The 24,953-nt window shown below is 40.6% G+C and carries 11 protein-coding genes; 10 read left to right on the plus strand and 1 reads right to left on the minus strand.

All coding sequences use genetic code 11. The features are described 5' to 3' along the window. Window positions 1-11 precede the first annotated feature (11 nt). The 10 genes from F0220_RS31605 to F0220_RS31650 all read left to right on the plus strand — a co-directional run bounded on the left by F0220_RS31605 (window position 12) and on the right by F0220_RS31650 (window position 23,192). Entirely contained in the window at window positions 12-3,311 is a 3,300-nt protein-coding gene (locus tag F0220_RS31605; protein WP_149847123.1) for an SNF2-related protein, read from the plus strand. After that, entirely contained in the window at window positions 3,295-5,898 is a 2,604-nt protein-coding gene (gene dpdF / locus F0220_RS31610; RefSeq protein WP_149847124.1) for a protein DpdF, read from the plus strand. Before F0220_RS31605 ends, dpdF begins: the two co-directional genes overlap by 17 nt. Window positions 5,899-5,919: 21 nt before the next feature. Next, entirely contained in the window at window positions 5,920-6,783 is an 864-nt protein-coding gene (locus F0220_RS31615) for a hypothetical protein (RefSeq protein ID WP_149847125.1), read from the plus strand. Next, on the plus strand, window positions 6,780-10,016 hold the full coding sequence (locus tag F0220_RS31620) for an ATP-binding protein (RefSeq protein WP_149847126.1): 3,237 nt from the start codon (window positions 6,780-6,782) through the stop codon (window positions 10,014-10,016). Before F0220_RS31615 ends, F0220_RS31620 begins: the two co-directional genes overlap by 4 nt. Next, window positions 10,003-10,656 (plus strand): hypothetical protein, encoded by a 654-nt coding sequence (locus F0220_RS31625; protein ID WP_149847127.1) that lies wholly within the window; start codon window positions 10,003-10,005, stop codon window positions 10,654-10,656. Before F0220_RS31620 ends, F0220_RS31625 begins: the two co-directional genes overlap by 14 nt. Window positions 10,657-10,690: 34 nt before the next feature. Next, window positions 10,691-15,163 carry a protein DpdJ gene (gene dpdJ, locus F0220_RS31630; RefSeq protein ID WP_149847128.1) on the plus strand — a complete coding sequence of 1,491 codons (4,473 nt, stop codon included), beginning with the start codon at window positions 10,691-10,693 and terminating at the stop codon, window positions 15,161-15,163. A 130-nt stretch (window positions 15,164-15,293) separates the two neighbouring features. Further along, window positions 15,294-15,665: a hypothetical protein gene (locus F0220_RS31635; protein WP_149847129.1), complete on the plus strand. Its 372-nt coding sequence runs from the start codon at window positions 15,294-15,296 to the stop codon at window positions 15,663-15,665. After that, entirely contained in the window at window positions 15,662-17,902 is a 2,241-nt protein-coding gene (locus F0220_RS31640; protein WP_149847130.1) for a DUF2325 domain-containing protein, read from the plus strand. The genes F0220_RS31635 and F0220_RS31640 overlap by 4 nt, the downstream gene beginning before the upstream one ends. 215 nt (window positions 17,903-18,117) lie before the next feature. After that, window positions 18,118-20,961, plus strand: a complete 2,844-nt coding sequence (locus tag F0220_RS31645) for a PD-(D/E)XK nuclease family protein (RefSeq protein ID WP_149847131.1) — start codon at window positions 18,118-18,120, stop codon at window positions 20,959-20,961. Beyond that, window positions 20,958-23,192, plus strand: a complete 2,235-nt coding sequence (locus F0220_RS31650; protein WP_149847132.1) for a UvrD-helicase domain-containing protein — start codon at window positions 20,958-20,960, stop codon at window positions 23,190-23,192. The genes F0220_RS31645 and F0220_RS31650 overlap by 4 nt, the downstream gene beginning before the upstream one ends. Before the next feature lie 895 nt (window positions 23,193-24,087). Here the strand turns inward: F0220_RS31650 and F0220_RS31655 are convergent. Beyond that, on the minus strand, window positions 24,088-24,408 hold the full coding sequence (locus tag F0220_RS31655; protein ID WP_149847133.1) for a hypothetical protein: 321 nt from the start codon (window positions 24,406-24,408) through the stop codon (window positions 24,088-24,090). Window positions 24,409-24,953 lie beyond the last annotated feature (545 nt).

Below are 24,953 nucleotides of genomic sequence, written 5' to 3' on the forward strand. Positions count from 1 at the left end.
TGGATTTGCTTATGGAGATTGGCATGTATGTACGTTGCCCTGTAGAATTTGAATACCCTGAAATACCAAGACGATTCGCAATTGGGCGAGTCTTACGCGTTGATGGCAGAAAAAAAGAGATTAAAGTAGGCTTCTATTTACCAGGTGATTCGAATTTGATGCATAAAGCATATGGAATCCCAACGGAAGAGACCTATTCATTTGAACAAATCAATAGATGCAAAATATTGCCTCAATCTCCGTTCGAGCTCTTAAATTCGTCTAGCGGGGGTATTATTTTATCGTTCTCTCATACTGATTTCAGAGGCTTTCACTATTATTATGTCCAATTAGAAGGCGCCAGTGAGATTCGCTGTATGTCTGAAGGAGAGTTAAATGTTCCAGTAACCCGTGGAGATATGGACGTTATAAGCAGTTTTGAGAATTATGAATTTCATAACCCACAATGGTATTTACATCGTCAAGTTGTAGCGGATTCCTTGCACACATTACGTAATGCGACGTTCGGATTTGAAACATTGATTGGATCCCGTGTGTTCTTAATGGAACATCAAATTGATACTATTGTTCGAGCGATATCAGAAGATCCATGCCGCTTTATGTTAGCGGACGAAGTTGGTCTGGGAAAAACGATAGAGGCTGCTGTCATTATGAAAGGATTACAGAAGCGTCTTGGTCAAATACGTATGCTCCTCATTGTACCGGAATCTCTACTATATCAATGGCGTAATGAGATGAGTTATAAGTTTTGGACCGATTTTGAGGTGTATGACGGGAAGGCAGAACAGTTGCATAAGAGTATGTTGCTTTTCCCTCTCGAAAAAGTGAATTCTAGAGACGGCCAGCAATTACTCCGTAGGGAGTGGGATCTATGCATTGTCGATGAAACTCACCGACTGCTTACAATGGAAGCGGAGTACGATTGTATTTATAAGTTAAGCCAAGTGGTGCCGCATCTATTGCTACTGAGTGCGACTCCGATACAATCCAGACAAGTTGAGTTTTTACGTCTTGTCCGTTTACTTGATCCTCAAAAATATAGTCAGATGACCGAAGCTCAATTTGGACAATTACTCGAAAAACAAGATTTTTTACGTAGAAAGGTTCATCGCATGATGCAAGATCTTTCTGACTATTACGAAGAAGAGTTGGCAGATGACTTCAAAGAAGATCTGGACGACATTGCAGAATCATTGGGGGATTCAAACTTTCAACAATTGGTAGATTCCATAGACACTCGAAGTGAAGATAAAGGACTGTCTCAAGTGGAACTTGCTCTGGCGTATTTAGGAGAGCACTATCAGATTGAACGTAAAATCCTTCGCCATCGCCGGAAACAAATTGAATCTTACCTGGGTGATCGGACACTTTATGAAAATACATATGTAATGAAAGGGGCAGATGAGCAGTATCACGAAAGTGACGCGTATGATGCACTCATTGATTATTTAGAGTTTATTAAAGAAGCGTCTTCAGGTTTGAACGTGCGAGACTATCAGCGATGGTTGCTTTCAGCCATGTTTAGCTCCCCTTGGGCACTTGAAGCGGCTATTGCCATCCGAAAAGATGTCATTACAAATAAGATTCATGGCAAAGGTGATGGCATCGGACAACAGTTTCCGCTTCAAGATGGAGAAGAATATTATCTTGATAGCCTTAAAGCAAACACGGCCCGTTGGCGCCAGGCAACTGAGACTGAGTTAAAAAGAGTCAAGGAATGCTATGATGATCCGGAATTGATTCAAGGTCGCCTCATGAAGGTGATGGATCATATTCTTCAGGAAACGGTGAACGAAAAGGTAGTCATCTTCTCTTCTTGGACAGAAACTCTACTTCCACTTGAGAAAGCTTTAGCTGATCATTTCAGTATAAACGCCGTTCGAGGCTTCTATACGGGAATGACCGATAAAGAATTACAATCAACAGTTGATGATTTTCAAAATGATCCTGATTGCCGGTTTTTGCTGTGTGATCCTCTTGGAGGCGAAGGTCGGAATTTCCAAATGGCAGATCGAATTATTCATATTGATATTCCGTGGAACCCTTCTGAGCTCGAGCAGCGAATTGGTCGTTTAGACCGTATTGGTCGTAAGGGGAATGTATTGTCTGTCGTGATGTACTCTGAGGGGACCATTGAAGAGCAACTATTTCAAATATGGAGAGATGGTCTTCAAATTTTTAACGAATCACTCAGCGGAATTGAAATTGCGATTCATGATATTCAAAGCGAAATGACATTGGCACTTAATCAAGATTTACGTTATGGCCTTCAGAACGTACTGCCTTCTATGAACGATATGTTAGTCAAAATGCGTGAGCGTGTACAGGAAGAACGTTATTTTGACATGGCGCGTCAATTAGATCGTCACGTCCAAGAGCAGTTATCACATCTCATTACAAAATTTGATGCAGGTGGTGGCGTCAAGCTTGCAGAGACGATGATGAAATGGGCTAACATGACAGGGCTTTACGGAAATCCAATTGAACGTGGTCAAGTGGTTATATTTGATCAACATAAAGCTGTTGCTAAATCGATGGTTCGTACGTTATTGCTATTACCGGACAATTCTGAGTTGTTGGATAAAGCGGGCAGGGTAGGTCAAATTCGTGGCACGTTTATGCGGGAAGTGGCGGTCGCTCGTGAAAAACTTTCGTTTTTTGCACCTGGAAATAGTATGTTTGATGCCATAGTCAATAATGCACAAGAGACTGACTGGGGTCGATCAACAGCTCTGGAATTATCTCATCCTGATTTAGACTGGGAAGGAATCGTTTATACGTGGTCGGTTTCCTTAAATCCTAACTATTTACTTGCTTTAGATGAACCATTGGAGCATTTGGTGCATTCACAGGGGTATACACCACTAGAGCATTTTATAACGGCTGAGACCCTTGTTCCAGGACAAGATGAACGAGTTTCTGATGTACTTAACACTCTGTCTGGAACACTAAAAAAAGTGAATCATTTGGGCAAACGTGAAGGAAATAAAGTCAAGGAGTTCATGCAGCAATTCCCATCGGATATTTGGTCTGAACTTATCCGCCGAACGAGTGAACAAAGCAAGCAGAAATTTGAACAGTATGTTGCGCAGCGCGTTGATGTTTCTCGTGCTGAGGATGATTTTGGACACAGACTAAATGCGATGCGTGCAGCAAACTTGTATTTTGGACAGGAAAAACACTCGGATGCCGCAATTGGACGATTATCTAGCATTTATCAAGCTCTACTGGAAGGGCTTCGTGATCCTGTAATGCGCTTGGAATCAATGGCTTATGTTAGGTTGGTGAAACCGAATGAATCGGTGTTATGAAATAGCTGAAGAAGTTCTCCAAGGTCGTTTATCACCAGAAAATGCACTTGAGCAACTACAGAAAATAAGAAATGAAAAGACAGTATCGGTGGAACTACGTTCCGCCACCTCCTGTCTTGTTAGACTGTTTCAATCTATGTCGGGTATTACATCCAATCAGGGAACGGTGATGGATCTTGCGAGTCATCTTCGTCAACTGATTTTAACGTTCCAGCGAAAAATTGTTGTGAATGAAGAGTGGGTTAGCCTTATTCAACCGGTTGCAGAGAGATTCGGATTAGTGATGTATAGTGACGGGGAGACGGACATAATTACGCAATCAAATGGAGGTTATCCATATTGGATTAGCTCACCTGAAGCAGTAAATGATGCCTATCAGTTAACAGCACGGAAACAGCGGAACCAGGTTTTAGGTGATGGTGTTCTTCATAGTATGACACGGTTTACTCACTACCAATCCCCCTCACAGAAGCAGTTGGTCCAATCTGCCATGCAGATGCTCCCAGGGGAAACACTAACGATTTGTCTACCGACAGGCGGAGGGAAGAGTCTGGTTAGCCTTCTTCCTACGTACTTTGATACGGAGGGTGGTACGCTACGAGGAGGCGTTCGCGAGACATCGGGAATCACCGTTGTTATTGTGCCCACGGTTGGGCTTGCTATCGATCAAAAAAATGCTGCAAACAAATATTTCAGCGCTAGAGAAGAAAAATTCCGGCCACAGGCTTATCGATCGGAGATGCCGCAAGCGGAGAAAGATTTGATCTTTGAAGGAGTGAAGGAAGGGACCATCCCAATCTTATTTACCTCTCCAGAGTCGCTTATCTTAGGTCCATTAGGTCAACTCATACTGACATCGGCACAAAGAGGCCAAGTTAATCGTTTTGTTATTGATGAGGCTCATATTGTAGTTGACTGGGGAAACAGTTTTCGAACAGGATTTCAGTTGCTGTCAGCCTATCATAAACAGTTACTGGAGAGAAGTGATGGAAAGGTAAAGACGATTTTAATGTCTGCCACACTGACACCTTGGACATCAAAAGTGCTGAAAGATTTGTTCGCGGTTGAAGGAAAGTATACGGAAGTTCGGTGTGACGCACTTCGATATGAACCTGCATACATGGTGGATCAAGCTATAAATGAGGAAGACCGATTCAATAAAATAACGAGAGGTATAGGCTTTTTACCTAGACCACTGATTTTATATGTCAATACAAGAGAACATGCAGCAAAATGGATCGAACGTTTAAAGGATGAGGGCTATGTACGTGTCAATCAGTTTACTGGAGAGACCAAAGATGATGAACGAAGAGAACTCCTTCGTCAGTGGAATGATGATGGCATCGACATTATGGTCGCTACAAGTGCCTTTGGTATGGGTGTCGATAAAGCTGATATTCGAACCATTATTCATTGCGGGATTCCTGAGAGTTTAAATCGTTATTATCAAGAAGTAGGTCGTAGTGGACGCGATGGATTTGCGTCCGTAAGCCTAGTCTGCTACATCAAAAATGATGTTGAAATCGTTCAAGGTCAAGTCTCTAAGCAATTCCTCACAGCTGATCTTCTCGTGGATCGATGGATTGCCCTTTTTGAGAATGCTGAATTAGGAGAACAGGCAGATGAGATGTGGCTCAATATGGCCACTCAGCGAGAGCATCTCAAACACACAGTATCCGGAGCAAGAAATGAAAACTGGAACGTCGCAACAGTCTTGCTTATGGTTCGCAATGGATTACTTGAATTACTTGATTTTGAACGTACAGAAGTAGATACTTCGAATGTTCCACGCATAAAAGTTCGTGCCTTAGTGTATGGCATTTTAAATGATGCGAAAGCTCTATTAAGTGTGATCACCCCAGAGCGTGAAAGCGAAAAAAGAAGAGTAACAGAGGAACTTGAAATCATAAAGGAGTATATATTCAAACCAACAAATCGTTGTCTATCAGACTATTTAATTGAGACCTATCCGTATAGTGAAACCGTATGTGGGGGCTGTACATATTGCGTAAATCACAGTCAATATTTGCGGTACAATGCCACAAAAATTAATTTTCCATTTCAGTCCAAATTAAAAAAAGAAATAGCTACTATCGGTGACACCTTATTTCCATATTTAATCGGTTTTCGTCATCTATTAATGACAACTTCGTTGCAGTCTTTAAAAGGCGCTGACTATCCAGACATCATACAAGCTCTAATCAATACAAATGTACGTACGATCGTATTACCACCGCTTAATGCCGATGTTATTCGGGCGATTATGGAACAATCGCCTGATGAAAGCAAAAAAAGATATTATCTCTTTCTTCAACAAGAGGAGTTACAGTATCCATATGCAACAAAAATAGATGGACCTGTAGCTATCATTTATCCTCCTGACTTAGCCGTAGCAAACATTTTTTATTCCTGGATGAAGATATTATGCAGTCAATCCGAAGAGGCTGTTTTTATTCATATTGTAGACCCAGAGATAAAGATTCTAAACGAAGGCAAGTCCATTCGTGATTTGCTTGATCATTTATCCTTACCGTTAGAAGAGTTTCTTACTAAGCATCAGCGCAAGAAAGATATCGCGTTATATTAACATGGAAAGGGAGGTCTTTAAATGCCGTTTGACAATTCCATAAAAAACTTGCAAACACCAGAACGTGTCAGAGCGTTGTGCCAGTTAGTAGAGTACGCCCCCTATACGAAGAACGAACTTCTCAAATTACTCCAACCCCCTGCTGTTAACAGTAATGAATCTGTGGCAGCAGATTGTTATAGCTTTACTTTAAAAGGAAAACTCATTGTAGAGAACGATGACCGCAAATTAGTCTCCAATATGGCTCCAAACGCAGCGCAAGATCCAGTGAATTTCCGCCGTGAAATCATTCGTAATGCCCATCAACAACCAGATTTAGTGTTTCATCGTTTTACGGCGTGGGCCCTGGGAAAAGGACAGGAGGTTATGACTTTTAAATCAGAAAAACTGGTGAGTAACTTCTTTTCTGATGTCACCTCTAAAACAAAAGGTATTGGGTTGAATAATGAAGATAAAAATCGAGAGTATAACACGACCAATGTAAAAGGATGGATGAACTGGGCTTCATATTTAGGGTACGGATTTGAACATAAAGGGAGTTTTTTAGTTAATCCTGCGCTTCGAATGAAAGAAGAGTTGATGTTCGATACTTCGCTTGATAAAGGAAAATGGATACCTATTCGTGAGTTTATGAGTTGGTTAGCCCTTTCTGTGCCTGAACTTGATGGGGGGATTTACAACGAGCAAGTCTATTTAGAGCGAAACGGATCGCAGCATCTGTCTTATGCTCTCTCGACAGGGTTGAGATCTCTCCATTCGCAGGGTGTCGTTCAACTTATTCAAACAAAAGACGCTGGAGATGTTTGGCACTTGACCCCGAGTAAATTACATGAGGTCTCTTCTGCCGTTACAGCTATTAAGATAGTAGGAGGCCACGAGACATGAAACATCTTGCTATCGCAAAGAGACTAAATCAAGTCATTAAAGTAGAAGCGAAAGATACAAGCGAAGCGTATTTTTTAGCTACACATAAACCGTTTGAAAAGTTAAAATATGTTCCACGAAATATGAAAAAAGACGAAGTTGACTTCGTACATGAAGAGGAATTCTTCAATTCCGTATTTGATCATATGGATCAACATCACTTTGTGATGGTAACCGGTGATAACGGATCGGGTAAGTCACATCTTATTCGGTGGGTCAAAGAACAGCTCTCGTTTTCGGGTCTGATTGATAATGAAAAAGAAACCGTACTATTCATTTCAAGGGCTCAAAGTACACTTCGTGGTGCCTTAGAACAAATTATTAATGCTAAGGCCTTCCAAGAGAGCGATATGACAGAAAAGTTGCGTAAATTAGTCCAAGCGAACGAGCATTTGAGCAAGGATGGTTTAAAACAACGCATCATTCATCACTTCGCGATTGCAGTAGAGGAAGATGGAGAGAACAGTAACTTTAGTTCTCGAGATCGCAAAGAGTTATATAGTTTCTTAGTGGACCAAGACACGCAGCGTTTTCTGATGGGAGAAAGCGGTCCTATCGAACGGATCCAAAAGAAATTGGCTTCAGAAGCTAGAAATGAAGTCATGACGGATGTTACCCCTCGATATGAACCAAGTGATTTCAGTATTTCACTCTCTCAGTTAGAAACGGTAAAGCGTTCTGACGTTGGAAAACGAGCGCTTCGTTTTGTTGAATCTGTTGCAGACTCAACGAATTCACTGGAGCAACAAGAGATCCACAGAAAAAGGGAGCGGTATGCTGCGTACCTGAACAATTTTCTGGATCGGGTCGTTCAAGAATGTACACAATTCCGCGGGACAGATCTAGCAGATATTTTTAAGTTACTTCGGCAAGAATTAAAACGTAACGGTAAAAGTTTAACGTTACTTATTGAAGATATTACATCCTTTACAGGCATCGATAAAGCACTAATGGATGTGCTGGCCTATACACATCAGGGTACGGAATACGACGAGTCTCTTTGTCGGTTGATTTCTATCGTAGGTGTCACAAACTGGTATTATGATACCTCGATCAACGATAACTTTAAGGAACGCGTAACTGCAAATGTCTATGTAGACGATGCCTTCGGCGAAGTATCAGATGTTGTTGATATGACAGCGCGCTACTTGAATGCTATCTATGTGGAACCTCACTTAGTAGATACTTGGCTCCAAAATGGGGCTAGGAAAGAACACCTTCCCATCGCGAACGTGTTTAAAGAACACGAATGGGCACATATAAAGATCGACGAATACACAATGACGCTGTTTCCGTTTAACCAAACGGTGCTGGGTCATTTTCATGAGAAAAAAGAACTAAGAACGCCGCGACGCTTTCTGCAAGACGTCATCTTAAAGTATGTTCATTGGATGACCGTTCATGGCACAGAAATGTTTCCACCAGAGTATACGTCATTTGGGCTAGATGTTGCTTGGAAAGATTCTAATGATGATGCTGTATTAAAACGTGAGTCTGCTCCAAATCTGGTAAACCGGTACATGTCATTATTTCGGATCTGGGGAGATCGTACCTTAGATGCTTTTACAACAAATGAGGTTAAAGTTGTTGGTGGTCTTTCAGAAGATGTTTTCCGTTCATTTGGGCTACCACTTTTAAAGGGGCATACTGTAACATCATCAATTGGAAATGGCAATAGGAGAACCGCTCAAGAGCCGATAGCGATCGGACAGGGCACGAAACCAAGTTCTGAAAACGGATTAATTGTAAATCGACTTAATCCTAAAGATATCCCTAGTGGTGAGTCTAAACGTGGCGGAAATAATAAAGTTATATCCCCTCCACCAGACTATATCGAACCAGCTCCTTCCCAGACCAACGAAGATCCAAAAGAGAAACGCTTCCGTGAAACCGAACGTGAAATTGAGAAGTGGATGGATGGCGAAAAGCTGATTTCGAAGTTACTTGAAGAATTGATTAACGTTGTGAATGAATTTATACGTTGGGAAGATAATGGTGTATCTGCTTTGCAAGTTAAAGAGTATTTTAATACGCGCCGAGTAACAATTGAGGATTATTTCAATAATATGTCTGCAGTAAACACTCTTATCTTTCAAAGAAGTCATTCACTTAAATATGCTTTACTAGCACTAGCCGCATGGAAAGAACGAGGTGCAAAATCATGGGATTTTAATGGTGCGGAAGAATATGCACTAGCTCTATACGATTGGATGAGTGAGCAGGAAAAAAACATTATTGAGTTCACCCGAGATCCATTCCAAACCGGTACTTCATCTATGCAGATGAATGAGTACACGACGATGGGACAGTTGGTTGCCATCACACTAAGCGGGTCACTTACAGGGACAATTTTAACGGTAGAAGGGCTATATCAAGAATTAGCTAATTATATCTTGCCGGTAAAAGTGGACGTCACTCGTGACTCTAAATGGCAAGCTCTTCAGAGGTTACTTCCAAGTGATCCCAAAGAACTTAGTGAACGATTTTTACGCCACTTCAATTTAGTTCAAGGTGAAATTAAAAATGGGACCAATACGCCTGTATTTTACTTGCAAGTTGCAAAAATACTGCCTGTCTTAGAGAAAGTTTTAAAAGACGATTGGGCGTTTGATCAACTTTCACTTCCAGAACGACCGCGTTCTAAAGGTGATGCGTGGTATCAATCCATTCATTTGTTGCATGATATCGTGAAGTCCCTTCCTGAAGCTACTAGAGCCGAATATTCAAAGGCGGAACAGTTTTCTAAACATTTGCAGAACTTAATTGGAGAGGATATAAACGAAGTTGGTGTCCTCTTTGATGAAATGAAAGAAATGTTAAACTGGCTTACAGCACAAAGAGAGAATTACGATCCAGCATCATTTGATTGGTTGAAATCGAATCATTGCAACCCTAGTTTAATTACGCCTCATTTACATGCGATTTCTTTGCTTACGGATAGGAAGGGAGAAGCAAGTCAGTTTATTGGTCTGTCCCAAGATCCGATCTCGATACTTCGCCCTTACCACGAAGCGATTGTGAATTTTCATAATCTTCTGGATCAACTGGAATCTAGATATAAACAACGTCTCTCTCAGTCTAGTCAGGCATCCAATGCAACTACGAATGTAGAAGAGAAAACCAAGATTATACTCAAAACTTGGTATGAAGAACTTCAATTGTTGAGTGAGGAGGTGCTCCATGCTAAAAGATAGGATAAAATCTACACAGTTATTAATTCAACAGGTAAAAGAAGCCCAACAAGTCCAGGATCGGCATAGACGAAGTGAAGAATTTGGTCAACTTGTTCAGGAAAAGGTTCCTACTTTTGTTAAAGAAGTAAGAGCCATTCGGATGGTTGAGAAAAACTACCCGGGGCAATGGCATCTATCTTCAGTAAATGAGACCATGCAGAGCTTAAAAGAGCTAATGCTTAATATTAGACATGAACCGAGAGGAAAGTTTGGGAATATCGTGCGGTCTTTTGAGCCCCTCCAACGTGAGGCTAAGATGCAGTGGCCTGCTATTGCAAAAGAACAGCATCAAGATAATAAAAAGGCGTTAGAAGTTTTCCGTCGTATTCATCAAGAAACTAGCAAACTTGATAACATACTTCAGGAATTCACTAGTATAGAGAAAAAATGGCCACTCTCAGAGCAAGATTTGATCCGTTATCAAAATGTTCTTAAAGAGGCGACGCAATTTATCACTACGCTCGGGGCAAGTTCACAGATCCAACAATTTCTCGAGAAGATGGCTGCAGGCAAGGCAACTCTGAATGATCTAAATGATGAAGTGTTGCAGTGGATTCGATCTCAAGACTTAACTTCTCGCGTATTCATGACATTTAAATGAGGTGAACAAGGTGGTCCGCTCACGGTTTGATCTATTGTGTGAAGAACTTCTATCTCAAATCGAACGTAAGGAAAATCAGTTGTTAGAATGGGGCTTCATTGGTGGTTCAATAGATGCGTATGATATCCTTGAACCATTAATTGAACAACCACCTTCAAAGGTGATTAGCCAGTTGATAGATGAACTAGCAATTGATACTTCAACCATTCCTGTTATTATTGAAAACCTAACGGAACGAAAACTGATGTTTCCCGTTTCACCGGATCGCTTCCGTACCCGTTATGCGGAAGCGTTTCGATTACTACTACTTTTGAAGCAAAGATTTAGTACGAAGGACTGGCAGACTGGCCGTAACTTAGTAAGTCATATAAAACCGTTGTTATCATATCGAAAATATCCAAAACGAGATCAGAGAATGGCTGAGGTCCTCGATTACTTAAACACACTTAAGATTGATAATCGTACGCAACAAGCAGTACGCGCTTTAATACGTGAAGGTAAAGTGGAACTTGCTTCCTTTCAATTACGTTCCTTACGCCAGCTTTTACAATGGACAAGGCAACCTAAAGATCAAGCGACAATCATAGGTGCCGGAACGGGTTCCGGAAAAACAAAGGCCTTCTATCTCCCTGTTTTTAGTCATTTGACAGCGCTCTTGGAGAAAGATCCTCGTACATGGACAAAGGTCATTGGGATTTATCCGCGTATCGAGTTGTTAAAAGACCAGTTCCGTGAAGCCGTTGCTGAAATAAAAGCGTTACAAGATTACTGTACAACGTTGAATATTCGTAGCCTCACTATAGGGGTTTTTTATGGAGATACACCAAATACAGCCCATGAGGTCATTCTAAGTAAATTTCGGAAATGGAAGAAACAAGACAATGGTTATGTTTGCCCGTCACTCTCCTGTCCAACATGCGGTTCGGCAATGGTTTGGCACGAGGAAGATGTGGAATGGGAAATCAACCATGGAGGTACTGGAGAAAAAGAGCGTTTAACTTGTGAAGATCATACTTGCGGATTCCATGTCGGTCCCGGACAAATCATCCTTACAAGAAAAAGGATGATTGCACATCCACCTGATGTTTTGTTTACATCGACGGAAATGTTGAATCGTAAATTAACAAATATTGTGGAACGTCGACTGTTTGGTGTTGGCTCTATTGAACCCCCTTTATTTGTGCTAATGGACGAAGTTCACATTTATGAAGGAGTGAGCGGTGCTCATGTCGCTTATCTGCTTCGCCGTTGGCGTAAACAAATGCGCCGAGGAGAAGAAACACGCGGAACGCACTTCGTCGGATTATCAGCAACACTTTCAAATCCAAAATCTTTCTTCTCTCAATTAACTGGGTTGAGGGAAGAATTAGTTGACTATATTACACCAGGTGAAGATGAGATGGTCTCTGAAGGCATGGAGTACAACCTAATTGTTCGGGGAGATCCTTTTTCAGCGACATCAATCTTATCGACGTCGGTACAAACAGCCATGTTAATGGGTCGCATTTTAGATCCGTTACATGAAGATGTTTCACGAGGGGCTATTGGTTCCAAGTTATTCGGTTTTACCGATAAACTGGATGTTATTAATCGTTGGTATCATATCGAAGTGGATGCAGAGAAGTATAAGAAACTTAGTCAATATCGAGATTACGATCTCTTTCAAGATGTTTATGATGGCACTGTTGCGGCCCAAGTAGCACTAGGTCAAATTTGGACAATACCGAAAATGATTCATTCTAGTAGTTTACGTGAGCCATTAACATTGGATATTACCTCTTCACAGCATAAAGGGGTTAAAGACACGGCTAAATTGGTTATTGCAACAAGTACATTGGAAGTCGGTTATAACGACACCAAAGTGGGTGCTGTGATTCAACATAAGGCGCCGCGTAACTTAGCGTCATTCTTGCAACGTAAAGGCCGTGCCGGTCGCTCACGGGGGATGCGCCCGTGGACTATTGTAGTAACGTCTGCGTATGGGCGAGATCGTTACGTTTATGATTACCCTGAGCAACTCTTTCAACCAACACTAAACGACCTTTCTCTTCCCCTACGCAACTCCTATGTGCAGCGTATTCAGTTAGCATTTACCTTGCTCGAGTATCTAACGGGTAAGTTGGTGGCATCCGGAAGTTCAGTCGATCTGCGATATCTTTTCACGGAAGAGGGCTCGCAGAGGTATGCAAGAGAAAACCGGATCATCATGAATGAATTGAAGCGACTACTAAATGGCGATGACGAAGAATGGAAAGCTTACGCGAAAGACGCAATACTTGTATCTGAAGCTGAATTATTAAGACTACTGTGGACACCGCCACGTTCTTTTTGGTTTGAGTTACTACCAACACTTTACTTACAACTTTCTTCAAATTATGCTTTGGCAGATGATGATCAAAAACGAGAGCCGCTCCGTGGGTTTATTCCCAAGACGCTCTTCACGGCATTGGATGTTTCTGAGTTAACGTTTCATGTACCTAATGGGAAAGAAGAGACATTAGCGCTTGTGCCAGGTATGACAGAATTTGCACCGGGGAACGTATCCAAACGGTTTGTAAATGCAGAATGGATCACAGAAGCACACTGGATCACCAGTGAAACAGGCATCGTCGAGTTAGACGGGGAAGACCTGAAGTCAAAACGAATCACAGAAGTTCCAGTAATGGATGATACGGTGGACCACGAAAAAAACTTATCGGTTTATGAGCCTTACATGATAAAACTACAACAAATCCCTAAAGAGGTTTCGGACCGTTCAACAGGATTTCATGACTGGGACACACATATCAAACCAAGTACTGATGGAGACAATGATAAACGAATAACATGGCATACGGAAAGTGCACTAGCCCCGCTATTAAAACAAGTAATTAGTTATACAAGTGAAGAGAACAACTATGTCATATTTACACGTTATTCAGCACGTGTAACATCTGAACTCAAATATAAGAAGTCTGAAATGGGTTCCGTCACTCGTATATTTGAGTTCAGTTATGAGCAAAAGCCTGCGGCACTTGGCTTCCAGCGTTATGTCGATGCCTTAGCTTTTGAAATTCATGACTACGACTTAGCCCCGCTATTTAACCACGAGCAATGGGAACGTATTGTGGAAGAGTCAATACCGACTTTTTATGCGCATGTAGTGAGATCTAATAGTGAAATCGCGTCTAGGTTAAATTCGTTTGAAATTGACTGGTTGACGCAAATCATCCTATCTTCTATTGTGGCTACAGCGGTCAGCAGGCAGAGCAGTCTGTCTGAAGCCATTCAGGAGTTTAAAGAAAAGGCGGAAGCCATCAGCAAGCGAACACTCCAAGTCATCTTCCATTCCACCATTGTGGATGCAGGAGATCAAGATCGAGATAGTGCAGAAGATAGTAAAGTTCTCTTGAATTTGTATTCGCTAATTCAGGATAATGAACTGATGGACTCTTTTTTGAAATTACTTGAACCGTTAAATGGAGATTTGCGGCAAGATGCTGCTTTTATAGAGTGGGTAGATAAAACAACCACAACAACTCTAGCCGCAGCTGTTTATCGAGCGTTAGGCGAAATGTTACCGGATGTCAATGTTGAAGATCTATTAGTGGATATCCAAGGTAAATGGATTTACTTGTCTGAGACTGAATCAGGTGGTTTAGGAATCATTAGTAAGCTAGCTGCTGTCATGCGCCATTCGACAGGTAAGTTTGAAGAGTACATGATAAAAAGTCTGCGCACGTGTGCAAGAAATAAAGTGACGACATCGTTAAAAGCAGCACTTCCACTTTTAGAGGAATGGCCATTACAAGAGATTGTTGCACAGATTCGTCAAGAGCGACGTGTGGAGCAGCAACAAGATTTGCTCGAGCATTTACTAGATACATTAGAACGTGCTGGAATTCCGCCAAAACGCGAGTTTGTTGTCAGCTTAGTGACCAAATATTTGCGTAGTCACAGTACAACTGAACTTGACCGATTTACAAAGGAACTGCATGATCTTTGGCATGAGGAGAGTCGCAGAATAGGGTGTCACATCAGTGCTAACATTTTTGCAGTGGCGTGCCTGAGACTTGAACATATTGCCGAACAGGCAGATTTGCTTCTGGGCCTTATTGGAAGTGATGAGGAACAACAGCAAAAGCAACGGTATTTGTTTATTGAATCTTTATTGCTTAGTGATTGCCATGAATCCTGTCCGGAATGTTTGGAACTATATTCGCCTTTTCAGAAATTTATGAAGCCGTCTAGAATCATTACAGAACATCTCTTAAAACCCATATATACTACTTATTATGCGGAGAGCGAGTGGAAGGCACGAGTTCAGCAAGCACTCGGGCGTGGTAGTCGTGTGAAATTAGTTGTGAGTTTTGAAGAGAGAGAGCAACTTCAATTGGATATGCTGCAACTTCTAAATTCACCAATTGAAATGGAGTTTGAGGTATTCTTCCCTTACATTCATTCTGTTCATAATCACGGGATGGAATGGTATTATGACTTGCGCGTGCGAGAGGTGTCACATGCTTAGACGAACGTTAAATGTCCGAACCGGACAAAAAACTCTAAAAGATACAATAGCCTCATTATTAGTTACTGAACTCATGAGTCCTAGTAATGAAATTTACTTTGTGATAAACCGGTTAAGTGATGTTGCGCTCTTGGATAATCAACTCGAGACTTATTCGGATCAGTTCCCTCGTGTACAGCGAAGATGGATCCATCTGTCTGATATTCTATATGCGCTGTCAGCAAAAGGGGCATCCGTTCGTATTATTTGTAATACAGAGCACCTACAGACTCAAAGAACAATTGTGGAGTTTAATAAAAAAATTGAAATACGTCATCAAACCGTTGGATTCGAGCACGAAGGGCTATTTACGGAACGACTATCGTTAAGTGGTACCTTGGCGTTCTCAGATCAGGGTTCCTATACAGGATCGGAACAAGTCGTTCTGAATTTGGAACCGTCTGAAGTTTTGAATGTATGGAATAAAGCACGGCATTCTTGGGAGGTGACTGAGCAATTATGATGAATCGCAGTAACCATGATTCATTTGTGAATGTCTACATCGAGAACCATTCCCCAGGCCACTCAAATGTCGTATATCACCGTATGATTTCTCGTTTAATCAATGAGCAGACGGCGGTCTTACCTATACAAACGGGTAATGAAATAACCTGGATGATTCTTCAAAAGGAAGGTAAAAAAGCAGAGGATCATACCAAAGAAATCCAGCATTTCATTGGGCGATATTGTCATTCGACAGCACCGAGAAAGGTTCTATTTGCAGGTGAACATACACCATTAAAAAAAGTAGGGGCTCAGCATTTTCCAGAGGGGTACTTTGTATTTATTTCCCCTCTTGCCGTATCCGATAAAATCTGGGACATGCTTAGCCTTTGGATTGGGCTAGATGAAAAACGCCCGAGTATTACTTCTGTGGACACGGAACATAGCGCCTTCACACTCCGAAACCAATTCCATGAGCAAGTGGCGACTGAGCAATGGAAAGAAGCGTTTAGGACATTAGAGATCATACGCCATGGTAGTTACGTGAGCGAAGAAAATTATTTATTTCTTAAAATGCAGTGGTTAGCTGCTCAACATCACTGGGATGATATTTGGTACTCCAAGGACTACGAGATTATTGTCCAGATGGACTATATACCTGCACGTATACAGCAAATACTTCTCCGCTCAGCTTACACGGCTATTGCTCTTTCGGATTTATCAGAGGACTTTAATAAGAGCCTTGTGTTGTTTACGCAATCTAGGTACCGTCTAGGAACATTAATTCACAAGAGTGTAAGTAGTAGAGAAGAGTCTATCTGTAGAATTAAAGCTTACAACGCCTACCTTGAAACAGATTATGATGGACTTCAACGATTGCTAAATTTTGTTCAAGATAGTGCTTCGATAGCAATCATTCATTTTTTATTAGATCAATTATCGCCACAATCAGATGAGCCGGAACTTACGTTAGAGAATAAGGTAATTACCGAGTTCCAACTTCAACATTTTGATCAAGCGTATCAAGATCTAAAAATGAGCAGTCTAACTCCATTTAAGACCAAATATTTATGTAAGATTGCAACAATGACCGATTCACCAATCGTATATGAGGAAGCAAAGTTCGCGTGGGATGAATTGCCAAGTGAAGAGCAACAAGCCTTACTCCGCGATCCAGAGTGTCGTGCCGACGTGATGTTGGTTCAAGCCCGGATGAACTCCACAGCAATTGCTACGAAAGAACCTTCGAGCCAAAGTGTCTCAAAAAGTGTTGAAGTAACTTGGCACAGATGGTTTGCGCAATTTTTATCGGAACCAAATGATGTTGAACAGGGGCAAGCGTTGCTAAGAGAAATGGATACGACAAGAGGAGGTATGGTCTGGACAGATAGTGTACTGACCTTACTGGCTGAACAATTTGCGGAACTCGCTATGATGCCTTTACATGGGAGTTCAAGAAGCTTATTAGAGACTGCGTTATCTATGTTTTTAACGGAGTTAATGGATCCAACTCATTTCCCAAAAGACACTGCACTGAGTTTGTATGATTATTGCTCTGAACTGATACTAGCCCATTCCAAGAAGAATCAAGCATCTATGACATACTTCCTGAAGTTATCAGAAGGTATTGTTTATTTGGATTTCAGCCTGACGCATCCACAATTTGAACGCTCAGTAGCTTGGTTTGATCTTTCCCCTAGTAAAATGGTACTCCCATTCCTGCAGGGGGCACTAGAACTGTATTTTGACTACGGTATTCCTCAACAGAAGCTGGTTGATTTGTGGAATCACTGGTCAGGGACATTAGGAGATTCGTTAATAACCCTTGAAACTGTACAACTAACTGGGTGGTATGAACTTGGACGTTTGATGGGAGCAGACGCAAACTTATTGGTAAGGTTGTCTCAGGCACTTCAAAAAAATGAAGAAGATTCGGTTGATGTACTTGCTTCTTTGCCGCCGCAGAAAATAGCAATTTATACTTTACGGGAGCATACAGCACGACGTGCAGTAGAGAAATTGGGTCTGCGAAATCCGTCTCATCGATATGTTATATGCACAGATGATGCACTAACAGCAGAAGCGAAGTCACATGTGAAATCTGCTGATATTGTCGTAATTGTTACGACATGTTTAAGTCATGCTATCTTTTACGGTATTCAACCTTACTTGAGGAATAACGTGGTATATCCACGAAGTTCAGGTACAACGGGGATTCTAATAGCGGTTGAAGAATATCTGAATAATATGAACTAGAAAATTACATGAAACGATCGATCAAATTAGTAGCTTATTTGGGAGAAGCGATGTCTTGATGCATCGTTTCTTTTTTTGATTAGATACTTTCAAATATGTGTTCCCGTCATGTTCTCGTTTCCAAAAAATACCGATCATGCTACTATTGGCATAGGCCTTAGAGACCACACTCGCAAGGCTTTTATTATGTTTAAACTACGATCTGGAGGAATGGGATGCTTACCTTATATACCTATGAGAGCCAACGTCCAGACAACAACCTTATTGAGAAAAACATCATTAAGGGACGTAACTATACTTATATTACAGCTACGAAAGCTTTGGCTTCTGTTAGAGAACGTGAAGGTCTGATTCCGGAACATCAATATCTGGAAGACGATCGAGGCGAGAAACGAAAAATGATTCTTTTTTCAAATATTGTTCGGGCATGGACTAAACAAACATACATGTTATCTTCAAGGGGCGAAGAGAAGGTCATGCTTTATCGTGCCATGAATGAAGTATCTAAAGGTACCGAACATCTTCGCGACTTGTTACGTCATGATTATTCTTCATGGATTCGTATCTTATATGCTTTAGCCGCACAAGGGATAGATCTTCGTCATACTTCACTTCCTGATGAGAAACGGAAGCAATTGGTTAATCCCGTCATTGAAACACATTTGAAGGATATTCAATCTTCCTTTTATGATCGTTTGGAGGCTGAAGGCAAACGATTGTTTGAAGCGGCAGCAAGGGACTATCTTAAGAAAGTGTCTTCGCCTACTGATCTTATCATCATGGAAGGTTTCACCTATTTTACAGACCTACAACGCTGGTTTATTGAGCAGTGCAGTAAACAAGGGAAAGAAATTGTGTTTATTGTCCCTTATCGGGAACATCAAAAAAAGGCCTTCTCAATCATTGAAGAGACGTATAAAATTATTGCTTCTAATTGTCGGTTTACCTTAAACACACCTAAAATTAGTGAACAACCAGATATAGAATATCTTCAAAGACAGATACTACAGAGTGGTGGTTATAATGCATTTCCCGATCAAGTTTCAAATGTCCATTTAAAGCAATATCCGAATCGGGATAGAGAACTGCAGGGTTGTATTACACAACTCAAACAATGGTTCGACAGTGGATATGAACCCAAAGATGTTGCCGTTGTAATGAGACGTTCAAAAGAATTTGTTGACAGACTTCGGGATTATATGGAAATGGATCCCCTTTACTATCGAGGTGAAAAAGTAGAATTGCTTACAACTCCTCGGTTACTTCTTCTTACACCTGTAGGAAGATTTGTTTTGAATCTGTACCAGATATGGAAGGATAATACTCTTGATCTCCAAGCAGATATATTGGAGTCGATTTTATCATCTGGATGGTTAGGAGCAGGGATTCAAGATTCAACACCTGTGTTTCGAGCGGTGAAGTACCAATACTTTAACACCTGTAGGTCGAAGAAGGAATGGCTAACGGTATTTACGCAATTAGAGACAGACTGCGAGAAAGAAATGACTTCTCGTTTACCACTTGGCCTAGTAGATAAGGAGACGGTTCGGAAGTGGAATGAGGTTATTGAATTACTTGATAGAATATGTAATCGTCTATTTCACCAGAAAGAAATATCGGTAGGAAGACATATTGAAATTTTGCAAGAAGAATTGAATCAAATGCTACCTAAAGATCTACGTAAAGCAGAACGGATCGTTTTAGAGAAAATCCAGACGGTGTTCCAAGAGTTAAGTACATATTTCTCGATTCCACTCACTACAGAAGAGTTTGGAGATGCGATACATGCACTTACTAAAGGTGAAAATACGGATGAAGAAGAACAGGATGAAAATGAGGAAGGACATGATTACTTACTTCGTATTGTAACTCCTGAGACATTGGATGGAATGGAATATAAGGCGGTCTTGTACTTGGGCTGTGATAATGTGCATGTTCCTGTATTGTATCCCGAACCATGGCCATTTTATGTCGATGGGAGAGGCAAACATCTCATGACCGAGCGGTACATGTTCCTGACGGTTATACGCTCGGCAGTAGAGCAGCTAGTGCTAAGTTACGCCCAAAAAGACGGAGACCGATCCTTTCAACCTAGTACCTACATGCAAGAAGTGGAACGTTTGTTAGAAACGAAAAGGGAAGTGCAAGGTGTACTGGATACCCTGGATATGAGTCTTGCCCATGATGGTGTTAAAGCGGTAAAAGTAAGATCGGCAAAACGAAAATCTTATGATTTGAGTGAATTAGCCCACTACGGTCTATGCCCATTGCGCTATCGATTAGAACTACTCCATCCTGAGGCAAGAATATATCGAACTCAATGGCAACTACAAATTTATGCTCAAAGTATTTGGCTAAATCGTATCTATGGTCGCATAGAACAATCAGATTTAAAGTCATCTGACAAAAATTTATTTTATCAGTCACTACTTAACTCTATGGAAATGACGCGAGAAGAGGTTCGCAGGATTTTCCCCGCGTTTAGTCCGATCGTTTGGCATGCTATCGAATTTCAGGTGAAAGGTCAATTAGATCACCTTGCGAAGGAGCAGCACAGTTATTTCCGCAGTCTCTTCAAAGGGTCTAAAGAGTCCTTTAGTGTTTTAGTTGAAGGGGAAGTTGAAGAAAGAACGATTAAAATTACGTTTGAAATACCTTATATGCTGCAATCTGCTAAGTTTAACGTTGCGTTATTTGGGGATTTGCTTTCAGGAGAATGGCTTCTACCAGGTAAAGATGAGAGTGATGGTAAAGAGTTCCATATAGAAATTGAAATAGAAGGAGTTCAATTATTTAGCACTCAATATCAAGCGGTGAACTGGTGGAGAAAAACGATTAACTCTTTCTTCGCCATTGAAAAGAAGCAAGTGGTAGCAAAAAATTCCCACACGAAAATGCTCAAAGAACACTTTGAAGGCTTACCAACAAAAATTGGACAAATGATCAAAAATATTGAATCAAATAAGTTTCCCATGCATCCTGGTGAGCATTGTACATCATGCCCTGTACGTCCAGAGTGCTTGGGTATAAGTAGTCCGTTGGGAGAGGAGAGCGAATGATTTTACGCGGAGGAATATCTCTATCTCAAGAGCAAGCTGCAATTGTTGATAGTGTAATGGGGGCAAAACCGATAACAGTGGTTTCGGCTGGTGCGGGATCAGGTAAAACCAGAACAATGGTTGCCTCAGTACTTCATCTCGTCAAAGAGGAAAAAGTGAACATTGATGACTTCGCCTTGATTACCTTCACCAACAAGGCAACCGATGAGATGAGGGAGCGTTTAGAAAGTGGTGTGCAGGACAGGATAAGAGACGCAGAAAATGAAGGCGATTGGGAGGAAAGAACCCACTGGTTTGAACAAAAGGAACGGATTGCATCTACGTTTATTGGAACAATACATCGTTTTTGTTCTATGCTTCTTCAAAACTTTGGATATACGGAATTGATTCCACATGAGACTGAGATTTTGATGGCACGCCATCATTTTCAAAGAGCGTTAAAAGAGACTTTAGACGAATCGTTAAGTGATACAGCGACTTCTATATTATTCAATAGTGATAACGTCAAGTGGGCCCCTCATGTAATGAATGAGCATCTTGAGCAGTGGTATGAGTACATTAGAGGCCGCGGTCGCTCCATAAAAGTTGTTGTTCAAGAAACTTTGAATCAAAAGGAAGACGATGAAGAGCAAGACCATCGTAATGCAGTTGCCCACCTGTTGAATAAACTCGACGACAAGTATCGGGCTATAAAACAGGAATTGGGTGGGGTAGATAGCAATGATCTTCTCCACAAATCTGCAGAATTAGTCAAGCGGTATGAACATCAAATTAGCCCTCTAGTAGCTTCTAGATTTCGATACTTATTTGTAGATGAATTTCAGGATACCGATGAATTACAGATGAGTATTATCCAATCCCTATCACCTAATTTAAAGCATGTTTTGGTCGTAGGAGATCGTAAACAAGCTATATATGGGTTCCGTGGAGCGGACCATTCCGTATTGCAGAAAATTGCAGATCTAAACAACACGAAGCCCCTGTCCCTTAGTGCTTCAAGGCGCCCAACTGCGCTTTTACATAAGGCGCAAGAAGCGTTGTTTGACGATATGGGGTTGAGATACGATTTCTTGAAAGAAAAATTAAACCAGGCAGAGGATGCTCATGTGCCAAAGGACAGTCTTATCCCATTCCAATATGAACATATTGATGTCTTTAAAGATAGGGAGCAACCTATTTTTGAACGCGTACTTCAAAAAATAAAAGACTTTCTCGGTCAATCGATACATGACCGGCATACAGGTAATCGCACTGTAGAATATCGCGATATTTGTGTCTTATTTCGTTCTAACTATCAGTTGAATCGTTATTTAGCAAAATTCCCATCCGATATTCCTGTGATAAATGATACCGGCGGCAGTTTCTTTAAGAAACCAGAAATTATAGCTTGCTACTACATGCTTCAAGCCATTTTAAAATATCCTGATGACGTTTCCCTAGACTTAGCTTTAGGAACACCTTTCTTGCCGTTTGTCGCTCCGAATTCGATTTATAAGAGTGATGGTACAAACCAAGTGCTGAGAGACTGGTTTGAAGAAGAGGAAGAATGTAAAAGTTGGTTACTGGGAATCGCGGAACTTCGAAAAAGGATAAAAGTTGATTTGGTTCCTCAATTACTAACATATATGTATGAATTCACAAGAGTTAGGGAGTACTATGGTAAACAAGGAAATTCCCAAGCTGTGGCCAACTTAGAGAAACTCGTGATGTGGTCGCGAGAACTTATGGATGCTGAAGCCCAAACCCTTCAACAATTTTTTGACCGCTTTCAAACAGCTCTTTTATCTGGTATGAATATGGACGAAGCTGACACTGGTGAAGAAGACGCTAAGCCAAATGCTATACGTTTCTCGACAGTACATTCAGCTAAAGGATTAGAGTATCCCATCGTCATCATCCCAGATGTCGGTCGAAGATTACTTCCAAATGATAAACTTCCAACTTTCCATGAACGCGAGGGTTGGGGTATCGATCTCATCCTTCCAGGTGAGCATGGCCGATCATCGAAGTTTAAGGAATGGGAAGAGCAGCATCGTCAGGACTTTTTAGAGGAAGAAGCACGTATCCTTTATGTTGCAGTAACACGTGCTGAACATGTAGTCTGTATGATTGGTAACGGATCAAGAAAGGTAAATACTCCTGATTCAGAGAATTGGTCTTGGAAAGATGAAATTCTTACTGCTGGTCCAGCTTTGGCGAAACTCGGTACACATATAGTAAAGATTGACTGATCTCAATAGATAATTTCTTATATGGCCGAAGGATAAATGATTCCAGTGGGGGAGGTTTATTCTTCGGTTTTTGTTATGGTATAGTGAGGGGAATGACTCACTAAAGGAGGCTATTTATTTGAATGAACCGCTTAATGTACAAGAATTTTATGAACCTTACAAGTTATTTTTAATGAATTGCAGACGCATGTACCGGATAAAAGGTGATCACGAATCTGCGAATGGTGTAACGAAAGAGTTAGGCAAACTACTATTAGAGAAGTTGGGTTATTCGGAAAGTTCATAGAAAAGATTGGTGATCTGTTTAGAGGATTTTAGTCTTATATGTAGGCTAGAGTTAAAATTATATAATACTATTTTAGGGTATTTGGTTCGTGAGTCGATTTCTTTGTAAGACATAGAATTAACTGGTCAACTTAGGGTCGTGTAACATAACTAATTAAACTCTCCTTGAAGAAATATCAAACAATCGGTGGTTGCTGAAGAGAAGACCAATATAAAATGACAAGTGAATATGTTCAGGAAAGCAATTCGTATAGGTCGTATTTAAGAAGCTTTTATACTGAGTTTAAATATGTCCTATAAATAATGCAGCTGCTGTGTATAGTTCATTTTTGAACAAGTGAAAATGAACTTATGTACAAGTACACAAAAGGACTGAACAAAAAAATGGCTAATAAATAAGGGGAATGGTTATTGAAACTGTAAATGTAATATAATCCATTTTATAGGAATTTTAATATCCATTAAAAATCGAGTATAAGAAAAAAGCACCTCCTTATTGGGGTAGTGCTCCTCTTATTATCTTTTCGCAAAAGTCATGCAAACTAAATTGAGTTGATAAGAGAAAAGACGAGACTTCATAGCCCAGTTGTTTAAGAGTTAATCGACAAGATTATGTGTTGAGAATTTGACGTCCCTGATCTACCAATCTTTGCAGTATTTTTAATTGCTCTTGCGTTTGAATTGAACCTGTCTGAATTAATAACTCGATTTGAGGTAAATCATGTTTAAGTTTAATGATTTCTGCTGCTTTTCCACTAAAAATTGATGTTTTAAGATTTAAATATCCTTGGCCCCCCCTTAAAATCTCACATGCGCCTTCAGCATCTTCAGCATTATTAACATATACTTCTTCATAACCGGTGAATTCTTCAAAATTATCTTCATATACTTGTACAGAGAAAGAGTATTCAACTACAAATTTGGTTTTCACTATATTCCCTCCGTTTCTTATAAGTACATAAATATTATATTAAATTCCTAATATTAATACAAACATTGGAGATTATCAGTATACTACCTGGAAGATCATCAGTATGCATTGTCACAACCTCAGCCTATGGGACAAGTCGTTCTCGGTTCTGTTGGAAGTGGAAAGACAATGATAAGCATACACATAAAACAATTGATAATGAAGACTTACCATTTTGATTGATTGGGAAGTTGCTCTACGTTCATTTTTTATTCTATTGCTTTAGGTAATCTACTTATGTTAGTGAACTTCAACAAAATTCTTATTTCAAAAAAAAGTAATACATAGTCTGCCACTGAAAGAAAATTTCTAATCAAAATTGTTAAAGAGGTCGCAACTTTTGCTCATTTAAATGGCTGTACCGCCTGTAACGGTATGGTGTTCTAACAGGTTGAAACAAGTAAAAAGATCCAAGTGGCCTTCGATTCGCAATTTGGATTTATATTTGTTAATTGGAATTTTGAAGCCATTTGTTTGCGATATACTGAGATACTTTTGACCTAGAA

Source organism: Paenibacillus sp. 37, from assembly GCF_008386395.1.
Taxonomy (GTDB): domain Bacteria; phylum Bacillota; class Bacilli; order Paenibacillales; family Paenibacillaceae; genus Paenibacillus; species Paenibacillus amylolyticus_B.